Source organism: Pseudomonas syringae (genome assembly GCF_021606685.1).
Classification (GTDB): Bacteria; Pseudomonadota; Gammaproteobacteria; order Pseudomonadales; family Pseudomonadaceae; genus Aquipseudomonas; species Aquipseudomonas syringae_R.
In genome coordinates, this window is the sequence record NZ_WKCB01000065.1 from 1 (window position 1) to 14510 (window position 14510).

Here is a 14510-nt window from a genome sequence, read left to right on the forward strand (position 1 = left end):
CTTTTCTTAGGTGTCGCGAGTAGAGGAAGTGGCGCACTGACCTGCGGAATTATTGGCGGCGCGGCGGGTGGGTATGTAGGAGGAAAAGCCGGTGGGGAGGGCGCTGCGTTTTTGGGTGGTCTAATCGTTGAGGTCGACGGTGATCTGATCTTCCGGCCAGAGGGGGCTTAACAATGTCATTTTTTTTCGCCTACACCGTCGTGATGATTGTCGGGACGTTCGTTGTGTTAGGGCTGTTGCTATTTGCAGGCCGTACAAAACTCGACGAGCTGGAAAGTTACTTCAGTGAAAACCCAGAGGTTCGTAATAGTAGGCAACGTTGGGAGCGAACCCAGCGGGTCACCCGGTGCAGACGCATGGGGCTGTTGATAGACATCCTCCGCACGCCAAAGCGTTCGGTGAAAGAGGGATATCTGACGGAGGCTGAATTGGCGACCATTCCGTCATCACTCAGGCGTTGGGCAGTATGGCCCTATCGCCTCGCGATGATTTGGGCCATAAGTTGGGGCTATTGGTGCACTTGGCTTGAGTGGTAAGTTTTTTCGAAAAAATACTGTACATACATCCAGTCATATCCTACATTCCATCCCAGGTGACCGGATGTCACCTGAGCTTCACTTTTTAACTATGGATGGATAAAAAATGAAATCGAAAAAAGCCTTTATGCTGGGTGCGGCCATGGCGGCCACCTGCTTCGTTTCGGCCTTTGCCCTGGCCGAGCAATACCCGCATCTGGCGGCGCAAGCAGCGCCACCCGCTGTCAAAAACACGCTCAAAGCCGCTGGAAAAGTCCAGGCCAGCAAGGCGTCTGCCGCGCTGAAACAGCAACTGCAGGCCGGTGCTCAACTCAAGAAGCCCCTGTTTGCGCCCAAGGCCAAAGCCGACTCGGTGGTGGAGAACCACACCGCACCAGCCCCGGTGACCCAGGTAAACAAAGCCGATGCCCAGCGGGCCAGCGCCGTGCAGGCGGCGCTGGTGCAGGGCTGTGAAACCACGCTGGACGTGAACCAGTTGTACACCGTCAATGGCGTACAGACCGGCGACTTGCTGTGCTACCACTTCAACCTGCCACAGAAGGCCCGGATCAACGCGCTGCTGGTCGGCCAGACGGCGGGCACCAACATGGCGCTGACCCTGTTCCAGGACGATGGCCAGGGCAACCCGATTGCGCTGGGCACTTCCGATAATCCCGGTACTGGCGATGAAAGCCTCAGCGGCGTGCTGCCGGCCGGTGATTACTACTGGTTCATGGAAGCCAATGCGACGGTGCAGGGGTCGAGTTTCCAGTTCGGCGTGGCGGTGGATGCCAACCTCGATGCCTTCGAACCCAATGACACGCCGGACACGGCCTTCCAACTGCCGGACACGCTGAACTACCTCAGCGGCAACGCCGACAGCGTCAACGATGTGGACTATTTCGACTTCACCGCAGTGCGTGGCCAGAGCGTGGGCATCGCGTTGACGGCCGATGCTGCCAGCGGCAGTACACGCAACAAGTGGATCCTGGAACGCCTTGATGGCAACCAGTGGGTGGTGGTGGACAGCACTCTCAAGTCGACCTCCGTGCCAAGCCCGGGTGTCGGCGGTGTGGTCAAGGTGCGTGTGCGTCCGAACCCGAATGACGCGTGGAGTGCGACGGGCAAGTACAACTTGTCGTTTGGGTCCAACCCACGCATCAACAGCCCGGACGTGAAAGGCGAGGCCAGCGTGATCCGCATCCCGTATTCCGCCTCCGATGTGGGTTACGGCTACATGACCACCCAGGCCTATCGGAACCTGAACTGGACCATGGGCCTGTCGGACAGCACCGGTACGCCGCTGGTGGGGCTGCACCCGATTGTGTTCCTCGATCAACACATCAACCCGGACTCCGGCGCGATCGTCTACAAGGCGTATTCGGCGGCCACCGACAGCTCCGGCCAGGCCACTGGCATCATCAATGTCGGTACGTGCAGCGGTGATTTCCAGACCACGTTTGTCGACTACGCCCAGGGCTACAACAACACCTGGCGTACCGACTTCAACTACGGCGTGTGGCGCATGGAAGTGCTGGAGTACCCCGGTATCGGCGTAGGGGGTGACAATGTCCAGTACGTCAGCTTCGGCCACCTGTGCAACCAGACCTTGCTGAGCAGCTCCAAGGCCTAAGGCCTGCTGCACCCGAGGGCATACAAGCCAGGCTTGTATGCCCTTTTTGCATCAGGGCGCCAACGCCAGCGCCAGCGGCAGGCGCGCGATGCTCGTGCTCTTGAGCGAGCCCAGGTACAACCAGTCGCCATACTCCCGGGCGGTGGTGATCGGCGAGTAGTTGCCGGCGCTGCCATCCTGCAAATTGGCGATGACGTTGCCCTCGGTATCCAGCCCCAACACAAAGGCTTTACGCTCGATGGGCTTGGGCACCACCATCAGGGCGCGCACCATCACCTTGCGCAGCAGCGGGTAGCCGGCAAAGCTGTCCAGCAAGGGGTTGCGCGGCGAGTACAACGCCACCCAGAAGCGGTCCTGGCCATTGAAACTGAGGTTGTCAGGCAGGCCGGGCAGGTTGTCGATGAACAGGTCGTGCTGGCCGGCGCGTTCGCCTTTGAGCCAATACCGACTGATACGGTAGGCGCCGGTTTCATTGACCAGCACGTAGTTTTCATCCGGGCCCAGGGCCACGCCATTGGCGAATTGCAGTTGCTCCAGTAACACCTCGGTGCTGCCGTTGCTGAAGTCATAGCGCAGCAGCCGGCCGTCGCCGCCATGCTCGATCACCGCCTCGCCATCCTGGCCATACCCCCAGCGGCTCGACGCATCGCTGAAGTACGCATAGCGGCCCGCGGCGTCCACGGCCACGTCATTGGTAAAACCAAAGGACACGCCATTGGCGGCGGTGCTCAGTGATGTGAGCTGGCGACTGGTATCGAGTGCGAGCAGGCCCTTGACCCCGTCGGCAATGATCAACCGCCCATCCGGGTGCAGCGCCATGCCCAGTGGGCGCCCGCCGGTATTGGCCAGCACTTGCAGGCTGTGGCTGTCGGGTGCGGTGCGGATGATGCGCCCATCGTGCAGCCCGCTGATCAGAAAACCCTGTGCATCCAGCAGCAAGGCCTCGGGCCCGGGAATGCCCTGGGCACCGATGTTCTGCACGCCCTTGAGGCGCTGGTTTTCGGCGTAGGGCCCGTCTTTCATTGAAGGCGCCTTGGGTGGCGCCCAGTTGACTGGTTGCACCTTGGTGGGCATCAGCAGCAGAAACGCGAGCACGGCAAGCAGCAGTACGAACATCAGATGGCACAGTTTTTTTGGACGGGTACTCATGACGATTCCTGGTTGTCGTTGGGGCCCGGTTCCCAGGGCAGGGTGCCGAACGGGTAATCCATCAGCGGGACGACGATGTTGAAATTGCGCCCCTGCATCAGCTCGCGTCGATGGGGTCGGCCATGGCAGGGTGCTTGTGTTTTTTTGTTGGAGGCTGAGCTTAGTTGGTGGTGGGGAATGTGCGAGTTTTACAGCCTACGCAGATCGTAATGTGGGCGCGGGCTTGCTCGCGAAGACGTCGAGTCAGGCAATACCTCGAGTCACTGACCCAGCGCTTTCGCGAGCACGCCCGCTCGCACATTTTCACCGCGACCGACCAGTGGCCCCTTGCGTCCGGGGAATTTCCTTGCTAGCTTTTGGCAAAATGTTAACGATAACATTTGCTCTAAAAATAAAAACAAAACAGAGACCCACGCCATGAAAATGCTTCCGAAAACCCTGTGTTTATTGGCTGTAAGCATCACCCTCGGCACCGTTTCCCCGGCCTTCGCCGACGCTGCCAAACCGATCCGCATCGGCGCATCCTTCCAGGAAATCAACAACCCCTATTTCGTCACCATGAAAAACGCCCTCGAAGAAGCGGGCGCGAGCATTGGCGCGAAATTGATCATCACCGACGCCCGTCACGACGTGTCCAAGCAGGTCAGTGATGTGGAAGACATGCTGCAAAAAGGCATCGATATCCTGCTGATCAACCCGACGGATTCGGTCGGCGTGCAATCGGCGGTCAAATCCGCCCACGCGGCCGGTGTTGTGGTGGTCGCGGTGGATGCCCAGGCGGACGGCCCGTTGGACTCCTTCGTCGGCTCGAAAAACTTCGACGCCGGCTTCCAGGCCTGTGAATACCTGGCCAAAAACATTGGCGACAAGGGCAATATCGCCATCCTCGACGGCATCGCCGTGGTGCCGATCCTGGAGCGCGTGCGGGGCTGCAAGGAGGCCGTGGCCAAGCACCCGGACATCAAGATTGTCAGCATCCAGAACGGCAAGCAGGAACGTGACCAGGCGCTGACCGTCACCGAGAACATGCTGCAGGCCCAGCCGACCCTCAAGGGCATTTTCAGCGTGAATGACAACGGCTCGCTCGGCGCACTCTCGGCCATCGAAGCCAGTGGCCTGGACGTGAAGCTGGTGAGCGTCGATGGTGCGCCGGAAGCGATCAAGGCGATCCAGAAGCCCGGCAGCAAATTCATCGCCACCTCGGCCCAATACCCGCGTGACCAGATCCGCCTCGCGCTGGGTATCGCCCTGGCCAAGAAGTGGGGTTCGCAAGTGCCCGCCACGATCCCGGTGGACATCACCCTGATCGACCAGGCCAAGGCCAAGGATTTCAGCTGGTAAATCACCCAGGCCCCACGCACTCCGTGGGGCTTGAGGTCTCCTTCTGAATACGAGGTCGGCGGTATGAGCAGTCTTCTGAAGCTGGAAAATATCTGTAAGCGGTATCCGGGTGTACAGGCCCTCAAGTCCATCAACCTGCAAGTCGAGCGCGGCGAGATCCATGCGCTGCTCGGGGAAAATGGTGCGGGCAAGTCGACCCTGATGAAGATCCTCGGCGGCGTCGAGCATCAAGACGAAGGCCAGATCCTGATCGACGGCCAGGCACAGCAATTTGCGACCTACCGTGATGCGATTGCCGCCGGCATCGGCATTGTGTTCCAGGAATTCAGCCTGATTCCCTACCTCACGGCGGTGGAAAACATCTTCCTCGGCCACGAGCTGAGCAACCGTTTCGGCCTGCTGCGCAAGCGCGAGATGGTCGAGGCCAGCGCGGCGTTATTCAAGCGCCTGGGCGTGACCATCGACCTGCAATGCGCGGTCAAGCACTTGAGCGTGGCCGAACAGCAATTTGTCGAAATCGCCAAGGCCCTGGCCCTGGACGCGCGCCTGCTGGTGTTGGATGAGCCCACTGCCACGCTCACGCCAAGCGAGGCCGAGTTGCTGTTCGAGATCATGCGTGAGCTCAAGCGCCAGGGTGTGGCGGTGATCTTTATCTCCCATCACCTGGAGGAGATTTTCCAGGTGTGCGACCGCATCAGCGTGTTGCGCGACGGCGGCAATGTGGGCGTCACCGACGTGGCCGACAGCGACATCGACCGCCTGGTCGAGATGATGGTCGGGCGGCGTCTGGAATGCAGTTTTCCACCCAAGCCAACCAGCGCACGCGGCCCGCTGCTGCTGGAAGTCAAGGATATTCAGCTGGTGCGCAACGGCCCGCACAACAGCTTCCAGCTGCACAAGGGCGAGATCCTCGGCTTCGCCGGGCTGGTCGGCTCCGGCCGCACCGAACTGGCGTTGGGCATGATGGGGGCGCTGCCGTCGGTGAGCAAAGACGTGTGGCTGCGCGGTGAAAAAATCACCCTCGACGACCCGGCCCAGGCGCTGGCGCAGGGTATTGGCCTGCTGCCGGAAAGCCGCAAGAGTGAAGGGCTGATCACCGATTTCAGCATTCGCGAAAACATCTCCCTGAACAACCTGCCCAAGTACCAGAACGCCTCGGGTCTGATCGACAAAAGTCGTGAATGCGCCAGCGTCGAAGGCCTGATGAAGCAACTGTCGATCAAAGCCCCGAGCAGCGAAAGCCGGGTGTTCAACCTCAGCGGCGGCAACCAGCAAAAGGTCGTGATCGCACGCTGGATCAACCACCACTGTGACGTGCTGGTGTTCGATGAACCCACCCGTGGCATCGACGTGGGGGCCAAGGCGCAGATCTACGCGCTGATGCGCAGCCTCACCGAACAGGGCTACGCAATCATCATGATTTCCTCCGAGCTGCCGGAAGTCATCGGCATGTGCGACCGCGTCGCCGTGTTCCACAAGGGCGCCATCGTCAAGCTGCTGGAAGCGTCCGCCGTCAATCCTCAAGAGGTCATGCGCCATGCAACAGGGGGCTCAAGTGAATACGTCCATTAGTACCGGCGATAACAGCTGGCTGCGCCTCAACCTGGCGCGGCTGGTGCGCTCGCCGGCGTTCTATCCGTTCGTGGGGCTGGTGGTGGTGACCCTGGTGATGATCCTCGCCAGCGACACCTTCCTGACCGCCAGCAACCTGTCGAACATTGCCCGCCAAGTGTCGATCAACGCGATTATCGCGGTGGGCATGACCTGCGTGATCCTCACCGGCGGCATCGATTTGTCGGTGGGGCCGGTGATGGCGTTGTCCGGCACGCTCACGGCCGGGTTGATGGTCGCAGGCCTGCCGCCTGGCCTGGCGATTGGCGCGGGCATGTTGATCGGCGTGGCCTTCGGCATCGGCAACGGCCTGTTCGTCGCCTACCTGCACATGCCGCCGATCATCGTCACCCTGGCGACCATGGGCATCGCCCGGGGGCTGGGCCTGATGTACACCGACGGCTACCCGATTTCCGGGCTGCCGGAGTGGTTCGGCTTCTTCGGCCGCCAGAGCCTGTTCGGTATTGAAGTGCCGATCCTGATCATGCTGATCACCTACGCCGCCGCCTATGTGCTGCTGCAGCACACGCGCATCGGTCGCTACATCTACGCCATCGGCGGCAATGAAGAAGCGGTGCGCTTGTCCGGCGTGCGCGCGGCGCGCTTCAAGCTGCTGGTGTACGGCATCAGCGGTCTGACGGCGGCGATTGCCGGGCTGGTGCTCACCTCACGCCTGATGAGCGGCCAGCCGAATGCCGGCGTGTCGTTCGAGCTGGATGCGATTGCCGCCGTGGTACTCGGCGGTGCATCGATCGCCGGCGGGCGTGGCGTGATTATCGGCACCTTGCTCGGCGCCATGCTGCTCGGCGTATTGAACAACGGGCTGAACATGCTCGGCGTTTCGCCCTACGTCCAGAGCGTGATCAAGGGCGGGATCATTTTGCTGGCGATTTTCATCAGCCGTCAGCGCCATAAATAAACTCAAGACAGGACCCAACACCATGGACAAGCACACCGACATGCAAGCCGTCGTTTGCCACGGCCCCAAAGACTATCGCCTGGAACGCATCGGCAAACCCCAGGCCCGTCCCAATGAACTGGTGATCCGCATCGCCGCCTGTGGCATCTGCGCCAGTGACTGTAAGTGCCACTCGGGCGCGGCGATGTTCTGGGGCGGCGACAACCCGTGGGTCAAGGCGCCGGTAGTGCCGGGGCACGAGTTTTTCGGTTATGTGGTGGAAGCGGGCGAGGGCGCCGAAGAGCACTTCGACGTCGCGGTAGGCGACAAGGTGATCGCCGAGCAGATCGTGCCCTGCAGCAAGTGCCGCTTCTGCAAATCCGGCAAATACTGGATGTGCGAAGTGCACAACATCTTCGGCTTCCAGCGCGAAGTGGCCGAAGGCGGCATGGCCCAGTACATGCGCATCCCCAAGACCGCCATCGTGCACAAGATTCCCGAGTCGGTGTCGCTGGAGGACTCGGCGCTGGTGGAGCCGATGGCGTGCTCGATCCACACCGTCAACCGTGGCGATATCCAGCTCGACGACGTGGTGGTGATCGCTGGCGCCGGCACCCTCGGCCTGTGCATGGTCCAGGTCGCCGCGTTGAAAACGCCCAAGAAACTGGTGGTGATCGACATGGTCGACGAACGCCTGGAGCTGGCGAAGAAATTCGGCGCCGATGTGGTGATCAACCCCTCGCGCGATAACGCCCGCGCAATCATCAACGGCCTCACCGACAACTATGGCTGCGACGTCTACATCGAAACCACCGGCGTACCGGCGGGCGTGACCCAGGGCCTGGACCTGATCCGCAAGCTCGGGCGTTTTGTCGAGTTCAGCGTGTTTGGTGCCGAGACCAGTGTCGACTGGTCGATCATCGGCGACCGCAAGGAGCTGGACGTTCGCGGTGCGCACCTCGGCCCGTATTGCTATCCGATCGCCATCGACCTGTTCGAGCGCGGGCTGGTGACCTCCAAAGGCATCGTCACCCATGACTTCCCGCTGGATAACTTTGCCCAGGCGTTTGAGTTGGCCAACTCGACCAAGTCGATCAAGGTGCTGTTGAAGCCGGTGGTTTGATCTATGGAATACGTAATGGGGGTCGATATAGGAACCCAGAGCACCAAGGCGCTGCTGGTGGATGGTCAAGGCACGATCATCGCCCAGCACAGCCAGGGGTACCGCGTGGATACCCCGAAAGTGCGCTGGGCCGAACAATGGCCGCAGGTCTGGCTGGATGCCGTCGAGACCTGCGTGGCGCAGTGCATGGCCAAGGCCGGCGTGGCGGCGGAGCAGGTCAAGGCGCTGTGCATCAGCAGCCTGTACGGCGGCTCGGGGATTGCAGTGGATGCGCAGATGACGCCGCTGCACCCGTGCCTGATCTGGATGGACCGCCGCGCCGGCGAGCAGGTGGCGTGGGTGCGTGAGCATGTAGACCTGGAGCGCCTGTTTGCGGTCACCGGCAACTCGGTGGACAGCTACTACGGCTTCACCAAAATGCTCTGGCTCAAGCAGCACCAGCCGCAGGTGTGGGCCAACACTCGCTACCTGCTGCCACCCAACAGCTATATCAACTGGTGCCTCACCGCGGAGTTGGCGGTGGACCATAGCAGCGCTGGCAATATCGGCGGTGTCTACGATGTGGCGCAGCGCGGCTGGTCTGCCGAGATGCTTGATGCGTTGGGCATACCACTGGCGATGATGCCCGAACGCCTGGTGCATTCCGGTGAGGTGGTGGGCGGCCTGCTCGAGAACTGGGCCACACGTTTGGGCCTGCAGGCGGGCACGCCGATCCTGGCGGGTGGCGTGGATGCGGCCATGGCGACCCTGGCAGCGGGTGTCACGCAGCCCGGTAACCATGTGGCGATGATCGGCACCAGCATGTGCTGGGGCTACTTGAACCAGCAGGTGGATGCGCGTCACGGGCTGGTGAGTTTCCCTCATGTCTACAACGGTCACCGCGACCTCTACATCTTCGGCGGCGCGATTACCGCCGGGGCGTCGGTGAGCTGGTTTCGCGAGCAGTTCTGCCAGGCCGAAGAGCAACAGGCCCAGGCCAGCGGCCAGGACAGCCTGGCGCTGCTGGAACAGTGCGCCCGACAGATCCCGGCGGGCAGCGAAGGCTTGCTGTTTTTGCCGTACCTGATGGGCGAACGCAGCCCGGTATGGGACGACCGCGCCAGTGGCAGTTTTGTCGGGTTGAACCTCTACCACAGCCGCATCCATCTGTACCGCGCGGTGCTGGAAGGGGTGAGTTTTGCCCTGCGCCACAACATCGAGGCGGGCACCCGTGGCGCGCATTCGCTGGACCCGCGCTTGATCGTGGTGGGCGGCGCGAGTCATTCGGACCTGTGGATGCAGATCATCGCGGATGTCACGCGGTACCCGGTGTACACCATCGTGCAGGAGGTGGAAGCCGCATTGGGCGCGGCGTTGCTGGCGGCGCACACGGTGGGGTTGGTCAGTGACGGGGAGATGGACAAGGGCTGGGTGCAGCTGGCCTTGCGGGCTGAGCCGAATGCGGAAAATGTCGAGGCGTATGAGCGGGCGTTTGCCGAGTACCTGAAGCTGTACCCGGCGCTGAAACCGATCATGCACAACTTGCAAACCCACTGATTCAGCACCGTCCAAAAATGTGGGAGCGGGCTTGCTCGCGAATGCGCTGTGTCAGTCACTGGATGCATGGCTGAACCACCGCATTCGCGAGCAAGCCCGCTCCCACAAGGGATCTTCATTGTTTTTGAGAGTGTCAGCCATGAACTCAGCCTTCAGCTTCACGCACCAGCGCATTCTCGTCACCGGCGCCAGCAGCGGCATTGGCCGGGAAATCGCGCTGCAATTGATCGCCAGCGGCGCCGAAGTCTTCGCCTTGGGCCGCGACGCGCAGGCCCTGGCCCAACTCGGCTGCCATAGCCTGTGCGTGGACGTCGCCGACAGCGCCGCCCTCGATACCGCCCTGCGAGCACTGCCGCCGTTGCACGGCCTGGTCAACTGCGCCGGCATCTCGCGCCTGGAACCCGCTGCCGCGATCAGCGCCGAAGCGTTCGACCAGGTGATGAACGTCAACGCCCGCGCCGCCGCTCAAGTCGGCAGTCGCGTGGCGGCCAAAATGATTGAGGCGAAGATCGCCGGCAGCATCGTCAATGTTTCCAGCCAGGCTTCGCTGGTGGCCCTGGACGATCACCTCGGCTACTGCGCGTCCAAGGCTGCGCTGGACGCGATCACCCGCGTGCAATGCGCCGAATGGGGTCGTTTTGGCATTCGCGTCAACAGCGTCAACCCCACGGTCACGCTCACACCGATGGCGAGCATGGCCTGGTCCGAGCCGGCCAAGCGCGACCCGGCGCTGGCGGCCATTCCGCTGGGGCGTTTTGCAGAAACCGTAGAAGTGGCCTTGCCGGTGCTGTTCCTGCTGAGCAGCGCCGCCAGCATGATCAGCGGCGTCAGCCTGCCCATCGACGGCGGCTACACCAGCCGCTAGCCGTTTTCCAGCTGGCCGGCGATCACCACCTTGTCCCGTGGTTTGTACGGGTCTTCGAGGTGGTCGAGCAGCAGGCGGACCGCGCTGCTGCCGGCCAGTGATGCATCGTGGGCCACACAGGCGATGGGCACGCCGAAGATATCCGCGAAGGGCAGGCGGTCGATGCCGCAGATGGTCAGGCTGTCGTGGGGGATGTTGTGCATGCGCAACGCGCGCAGGGCACCGAGGGTGATCAACTGGTTGAAACCCATGATCGCGTCCGGCGCCGCGTGTTCGGCCAGGTAGTCGAGGGTGTGCAGGTAAGAGGGCATCAGTGTGTAGTCGCCGGCCTGCACTTCGACCTGCACCTGGGGATGTTCGGCGAGCACTTCGCGCAGACCCTTGAGGCGCTCCACTGTGATGCGTGAGTGCTCGGGGCCGGTGAGCACCAGCAGGCGCTTGAGCGCAGGCGTCTGGCGCAGCAGGTAGTGCGCGGCCTGGATGCCGCTGTGGTAGTTGTCGAGCACCACGCGGCTGAACGGGCTGTCATGGAGCGTGCGATCGAGCAGCACCACCGGGGTTTTGCCGTTGCCCAGGCGTTCGAGGTAGTCGGGCTGGTAGCTCGGCTCATCCGAGACCGGCGACAGGATGATCCCCGCCACGCGGTAACCCAACAGGGTATCCACGGCTTTGCTTTCCAGCTCTTGCAGCTCGTCGGTGTCCACCAACATGATGGTGTAGCCGTGCTGTTTGGCCTCGCGGGAAATCGCCTTGATCATTTCGCTGTAGAACGGGTTGTCGACTGACGCGGTGATCACGCCGATGATCAGGCTTTCACTGCGCTTGAGCCCGCGCGCGAAGGCGTTGGGCACGTAGTCCATCTCCCGCGCCACTTCGAGGATGCGTGCCAGGGTGGCCGGCTTGACCAGGTCGGGTTTGCTCAGTGCGCGGGACACCGTGATGGTGGTCATGCCGACCCGTTTGGCGATGTCGCTGATGGTGACGGACTTTTTCTTGTTCATCGGTAAGGCTGCGAAAGGAAACACCCGCAGGCTAGCATGCGCGCAGGCGTAGAGTGATTCAAATCAACGGGTCCCAGCGCTGCGACCAGTCACTTTCGACCTTGACCACTTCACGCAGCAACGCCAACGCCTGCTGCAGCACCGCCGAATCTCGTGCTCGCGAGTACACCAGGTAGGTGGGGTAGCTGAACTCCGGCGCCTTGGCCACGCGCTGCATCACGCCGCTGTCCAGGTAACTCTGCACCACGCGGGTACGGAAATAGCCGGCGCCGCCGTTCTCCAGGATGTACTGCAGCGCCAGCGGCCCGAGGTTGAAGCTCAACGCGGCGCGGGCACGGTCGGGCAGGGCGGCGTCATGTTGCTGGCGAAAGCCTGGGCCCCAGTCGATGTAGACGTAGGGGCTTGGCGTGCTCGCCAACTGCACCAGGATCAGTTTCTCTTCCAGCACCTGCTCCACCTGCAGGCCCGGCCAGTACTGCGGTTGGAACACCAGCGCGGCGTCGAGGACGCCGAGTTCCAGCTGGCGCAGCAGGTATTCGCCTTCGCGGATTTCGGTGCGCAAGGCATGCCCCGGGATGTGTTTACGCAGGGCCTGGGCCCAGCCGAGCATCAGCGGGTTGCACAGGCTCACTTCGCCGCCGATGTGCAGCACGTTGCGGTATCCGTCTGGCAAAGGCAGGTCACGCTTGGCGGCTTCCCAGGTTTGCAGCAACTGGTTGGCATGCACCACAAAGGCTTCGCCGTCGGCGGTCAGGCGTGCGCCGGCGCGGTTGCGGATGAACAGCGTAGTGCCGAGTTGGCTTTCGAGATTTTTTACCCGTGCGGTGATGGCGGTCTGGGTGACGTGCAGTTTCTCGGCCGCTGCGGCCAGGCTGCCGCAGCGGGTGATTTCGAGGAAGGTGCGGGCCAGTTCGATGTCCATGGGCATTCCGGGGGTGAAAGTCGGCGTCATTGTAAGGCGCCTGACAGTTAAGTGTGAGGGTATGCGCCTATCACTCGGTTATCGGGAAGGCCTTTCCCTTACACCGCTCGGATGTTTCCAAGTGTGATTAGAAAAGCGATGGCGATTTTTCAAGTGATTGAATTTTATGGATATTGGTTAATTTCGTTGCGTGAGTGACAGTGTGTTTCGCCGAAAATTCCTACTTTTGAAAGTAGTCCCCGGTGATAGCTTTTTGAGCATCCGACGATCGCCAGCAGTCAGGCGCGGTGAGAGGAGAGATGTCATTTTCGCATTACTACGAGGGAATCGACGATGTCCACCATCCAGACAAATCATGCTGTTTCCAACCCTTTTCTCCCCACAATCAACCGTGAGGTGGAGGGGCAACGTGAAATCAATGGCAAACCTTCATACACCGTACAACAGGCCGCCGATGTGCTGACACGCACAGGCAATCGTTGGCTGGATATCAATGAGGACGGCTGGACGGATGTGTCCTATCGCATGCATGAAAAAGCCGGAGTGATTTTCAACGCTCATGGTAATCAGGGGTTCAGCAAACTTGATGCGACCCAACAGGAGGCCGCCGCAACGGCGTTGGCTCGCTGGTCGGATGTGGCCAAGCTGCGTTTCACGCAAGCGCCCCCCGGCGGTGTAGAGGAAGGCAATATCGGCTTCAGTAACTTTACGCTGTCTCAAGGCTCACCCGATCAGGATGGTTTTGCGACCAGAATTCCTCCGGCAAGCACTCAGCGCGCAGTAGCAGCGAACCCCAAGGCGCCGAAAGAGTGGATGACGTCAGAGATTTATCTCGATTCAACCACGGATCGCGTCACGACCCCCAGCGCAACCAATGAAGGGTCAGCGCATTATTTGCATGAAACAGGTCATGCATTGGGGTTGTCGCACCCCCATGAAGACCACCCGGACGGCTCAAGCTACGAAACGGCGACCTATGCACAGGATTCGATTGGGCATAGCGTCATGAGTTATTGGGGTGAGCACCACACCGGTCAGAACTTCACAAAGAACGGTGTCAGGCATACCCCGTCAGGCCCCATGGTGGATGACATTGCCGCTATCCAAAAGCTCTATGGCGCCAACAAGGATACCCGCGCGACGGATACAACCTATGGCTTCAACGCCACTGCCGACCGCACGGACTATCGACTGCAAAGCGCCAGCGATGCACCGGTATTTACCGTGTGGGACGGTGGGGGCATCGATACGCTGGATTTCTCCGGGTTTGCAGATGACCAACTGATCAATCTCAATGCCGCACAACCGTCGAATGTCGGCGGGATGGTCGGCAACGTGTTTATCGCCAAGGGCGTCTCCATCGAGAATGCCAAAGGCGGGACGGGCAATGACGTGTTTATCCCGAACCGTGCACAGAACGTGATGACCGGCAACGGTGGCAACAACGTCTACAAGTATCAAAGTTTCAAACATTCAACCCCGGAAAAACCGGATCGGATCACTGATTTCGTGTCAGGCAAGGACAAGGTCGATGTGTCCGACATACATCGCAAGGGGCTGTTGGACAGCAAGACAGAGGGGGGGCATGAGAAGTCGCAGAAAGTCCAAAGACCGGTCGAGCTGGTCACCGCGTTCACTGGGCGGCGTAACGAAGCCGTCCTCAGTTATGACCCGGCGAGCAAACAGGCGCGGTTGGAGATTGATGTGAAAGGCAACAGCACCCCCGGCTTTATATTGCTGATCGATAGCGATACGCCGCTCAAACCCACTGACATCGTGGTATCCCGTGCGCTTGGCTGAAAACGCCCGGCCGTGACAGCGCGTTCAAATGATCAGGCGGCGCCGGGGCCGCCTGATCGTTGCTTTACAGCCGGCATCACCCGCGGGTTTTCAACCTCCGCCAATGCAGGGCTCGC

Annotated in this window: 11 protein-coding genes and 1 pseudogene; 8 read left to right on the forward strand and 4 right to left on the reverse strand. The window is 61.2% G+C overall.

What is annotated here, in order from left to right:
- Positions 1 to 642: 642 nt before the first annotated feature.
- On the forward strand, positions 643 to 2148 hold the full coding sequence (locus tag GIW02_RS20860; protein ID WP_236419711.1) for a hypothetical protein: 1506 nt from the start codon (positions 643 to 645) through the stop codon (positions 2146 to 2148).
- Positions 2149 to 2199: 51 nt separating this feature from the next.
- On the opposite strand, the gene GIW02_RS20865 is transcribed toward GIW02_RS20860, so the two are convergent.
- Both GIW02_RS20865 and GIW02_RS20870 read right to left on the reverse strand, forming a co-directional pair.
- Positions 2200 to 3297, reverse strand: coding sequence for an SMP-30/gluconolactonase/LRE family protein (locus GIW02_RS20865; RefSeq protein ID WP_236419713.1), 1098 nt, complete (start codon positions 3295 to 3297; stop codon positions 2200 to 2202).
- Positions 3294 to 3422 (reverse strand): annotated as a pseudogene (locus GIW02_RS20870) (sterol desaturase family protein); the annotation flags it as partial. The gene GIW02_RS20865 and the pseudogene GIW02_RS20870, both read right to left, overlap by 4 nt.
- A 292-nt stretch (positions 3423 to 3714) precedes the next feature.
- Here GIW02_RS20870 and GIW02_RS20875 point away from each other — a divergent pair.
- The 6 genes from GIW02_RS20875 (at position 3715) to GIW02_RS20900 (ending at position 10671) form a co-directional block, all read left to right on the forward strand.
- Positions 3715 to 4638, forward strand: a complete 924-nt coding sequence (locus GIW02_RS20875; RefSeq protein ID WP_061448979.1) for a substrate-binding domain-containing protein — start codon at positions 3715 to 3717, stop codon at positions 4636 to 4638.
- A 63-nt stretch (positions 4639 to 4701) separates the two neighbouring features.
- Positions 4702 to 6210 (forward strand): sugar ABC transporter ATP-binding protein, encoded by a 1509-nt coding sequence (locus GIW02_RS20880; protein ID WP_236414274.1) that lies wholly within the window; start codon positions 4702 to 4704, stop codon positions 6208 to 6210.
- Positions 6176 to 7168 carry an ABC transporter permease subunit gene (locus tag GIW02_RS20885; RefSeq protein WP_236414275.1) on the forward strand — a complete coding sequence of 331 codons (993 nt, stop codon included), beginning with the start codon at positions 6176 to 6178 and terminating at the stop codon, positions 7166 to 7168. The genes GIW02_RS20880 and GIW02_RS20885 overlap by 35 nt, the downstream gene beginning before the upstream one ends.
- 22 nt (positions 7169 to 7190) lie before the next feature.
- The gene (locus GIW02_RS20890; RefSeq protein ID WP_236414285.1) at positions 7191 to 8270 is read left to right on the forward strand and encodes an alcohol dehydrogenase catalytic domain-containing protein; all 1080 of its coding nucleotides are present in this window, start codon (positions 7191 to 7193) and stop codon (positions 8268 to 8270) included.
- A 3-nt stretch (positions 8271 to 8273) separates the two neighbouring features.
- Entirely contained in the window at positions 8274 to 9806 is a 1533-nt protein-coding gene (locus tag GIW02_RS20895; protein WP_236414287.1) for an FGGY-family carbohydrate kinase, read from the forward strand.
- A gap of 139 nt (positions 9807 to 9945) precedes the next feature.
- Complete coding sequence (locus tag GIW02_RS20900; protein WP_236414289.1) at positions 9946 to 10671, forward strand: SDR family oxidoreductase; 726 nt, start codon at positions 9946 to 9948, stop codon at positions 10669 to 10671.
- Here GIW02_RS20900 and GIW02_RS20905 read toward each other — a convergent pair.
- Positions 10668 to 11672: a LacI family DNA-binding transcriptional regulator gene (locus GIW02_RS20905; RefSeq protein WP_236414291.1), complete on the reverse strand. Its 1005-nt coding sequence runs from the start codon at positions 11670 to 11672 to the stop codon at positions 10668 to 10670. The two genes, GIW02_RS20900 and GIW02_RS20905, sit on opposite strands and share 4 nt — an antisense overlap.
- A 58-nt stretch (positions 11673 to 11730) precedes the next feature.
- The gene (locus tag GIW02_RS20910) at positions 11731 to 12594 is read right to left on the reverse strand and encodes a LysR family transcriptional regulator (RefSeq protein ID WP_236414323.1); all 864 of its coding nucleotides are present in this window, start codon (positions 12592 to 12594) and stop codon (positions 11731 to 11733) included.
- A 333-nt stretch (positions 12595 to 12927) separates the two neighbouring features.
- On the opposite strand from GIW02_RS20910, the gene GIW02_RS20915 reads away from it, so the two are divergent.
- A complete protein-coding gene (locus tag GIW02_RS20915) occupies positions 12928 to 14394 on the forward strand; it encodes a M10 family metallopeptidase C-terminal domain-containing protein (RefSeq protein WP_236414293.1) in 1467 nt (488 codons plus the stop codon).
- The last annotated feature ends 116 nt before the right edge of the window (positions 14395 to 14510 follow it).

What these genes read in the sequence shown, in the direction of transcription:
- GIW02_RS20860 (WP_236419711.1), top strand. Translation starts at nt 643, where the DNA reads ATGAAATCGAAAAAAGCCTTTATGCTGGGTGCGGCCATGGCGGCCACC.
- GIW02_RS20865 (WP_236419713.1), bottom strand. Translation starts at nt 3,297, where the DNA reads ATGAGTACCCGTCCAAAAAAACTGTGCCATCTGATGTTCGTACTGCTG.
- GIW02_RS20875 (WP_061448979.1), top strand. Translation starts at nt 3,715, where the DNA reads ATGAAAATGCTTCCGAAAACCCTGTGTTTATTGGCTGTAAGCATCACC.
- GIW02_RS20880 (WP_236414274.1), top strand. Translation starts at nt 4,702, where the DNA reads ATGAGCAGTCTTCTGAAGCTGGAAAATATCTGTAAGCGGTATCCGGGT.
- GIW02_RS20885 (WP_236414275.1), top strand. Translation starts at nt 6,176, where the DNA reads ATGCAACAGGGGGCTCAAGTGAATACGTCCATTAGTACCGGCGATAAC.
- GIW02_RS20890 (WP_236414285.1), top strand. Translation starts at nt 7,191, where the DNA reads ATGGACAAGCACACCGACATGCAAGCCGTCGTTTGCCACGGCCCCAAA.
- GIW02_RS20895 (WP_236414287.1), top strand. Translation starts at nt 8,274, where the DNA reads ATGGAATACGTAATGGGGGTCGATATAGGAACCCAGAGCACCAAGGCG.
- GIW02_RS20900 (WP_236414289.1), top strand. Translation starts at nt 9,946, where the DNA reads ATGAACTCAGCCTTCAGCTTCACGCACCAGCGCATTCTCGTCACCGGC.
- GIW02_RS20905 (WP_236414291.1), bottom strand. Translation starts at nt 11,672, where the DNA reads ATGAACAAGAAAAAGTCCGTCACCATCAGCGACATCGCCAAACGGGTC.
- GIW02_RS20910 (WP_236414323.1), bottom strand. Translation starts at nt 12,594, where the DNA reads ATGGACATCGAACTGGCCCGCACCTTCCTCGAAATCACCCGCTGCGGC.
- GIW02_RS20915 (WP_236414293.1), top strand. Translation starts at nt 12,928, where the DNA reads ATGTCCACCATCCAGACAAATCATGCTGTTTCCAACCCTTTTCTCCCC.